Annotated in this window: 1 protein-coding gene and 1 pseudogene; one reads left to right on the forward strand and one right to left on the reverse strand. The window is 58.2% G+C overall.

Annotated features, from left to right (window positions below):
• Window positions 1-249 precede the first annotated feature (249 nt).
• Window positions 250-456 (forward strand): annotated as a pseudogene (locus tag LQV45_RS35470) (transposase); the annotation flags it as partial.
• Window positions 457-506: 50 nt separating this feature from the next.
• Here the strand turns inward: LQV45_RS35470 and LQV45_RS35475 are convergent.
• The gene (locus LQV45_RS35475) at window positions 507-743 is read right to left on the reverse strand and encodes a hypothetical protein (RefSeq protein WP_230012749.1); all 237 of its coding nucleotides are present in this window, start codon (window positions 741-743) and stop codon (window positions 507-509) included.
• Between the last annotated feature and the right edge of the window lie 282 nt (window positions 744-1,025).

The raw sequence follows: 1,025 nt of genomic DNA on the forward strand, positions 1-1,025 counted from the left end.
CAGCTGATGCTCGGCACCGCTCCCCGTCAGGAACGGGGCATTTTGTGCAGACACTGTCTGCACAATCGTTCTGCTCAACTGTTCTGCCGGCCTGGCAAAGGTAACTGAGCCTGTCACTACCGGAGTCTGTGAGTCCGTCCTGCGGCCGATAGCGAATACTACGCCATGGACGGGCTGATCGTTACTGGTAATTACGCAGCCTCTCCCCTGCCACGCATTGCTCGACGAAAGGTCCATTATCGGCATTGCACGAACGCCATTGAATCCGTCAACGCCCCCTACCGGCGCGCGATCCGGGCCAGGGGCCATTTCCCCATCGAGCAGGCGGCCTTGAAGTGCCTGTATCTGGCGACCAGGGCGCTGGACCCGAAGGGCAAAGGCAGGGCACGATGGGCCACACGGTGGAAGCCGGCACTGAACGCCTTTGCCATCTTCTTCGAAGGAAGAATCAATTGAATGCCAACCGCGGATCCACCGTTAAACGGACACTCCCGGCGTCCCCACTTTTAGGGCTTGTTGCTGTTGGGCAGGTCCCGTTCCACTGTTACTCCGTAGGGAACGTCAGCGCTGAGGTTCACTGTGTAATTGTCAGGTCCGTGGCGGGTGACGAGAATGCCCTGCCATCCTTCAGTCATCGAGTGGTCACGGGCCATCTCTACAGCCGTGTTGATACTGTCTGCGATTTCCGTCGGGGATAGGCCTGTGATGTGGAAGTAGCGGTCGGCCTCGATCGTGGTGATCATTGGACTCCTGATTTGCTCTTTATATCGTCTTTGATTTGATGCTCATGATGTGGGCACGTAGCGAATCGGCTCTTGGGGACGAAGAAATGGTTTTCAGTGATGGCCGACTCGCCCGATCGGATTGCTCGTGACCGGGGGTTTGCCCCCGAACTTGCACTGCATCCCGGGTTGCGGTTCGCGGCCCGGGATGCAGTGGGTTGTCACTCGGAACGGTACGGACTTTGGAGAGCACCCCACCGTGACAAGGGAACGGTGGCAAATGAAGCTGACAAGGTCCCGCTT

Source organism: Microbacterium sp. Bi128 (genome assembly GCF_918698205.1).

Coding starts and splice junctions, on each gene's coding strand:
- LQV45_RS35475 (WP_230012749.1), bottom strand. CDS start 743: ATGATCACCACGATCGAGGCCGACCGCTACTTCCACATCACAGGCCTA.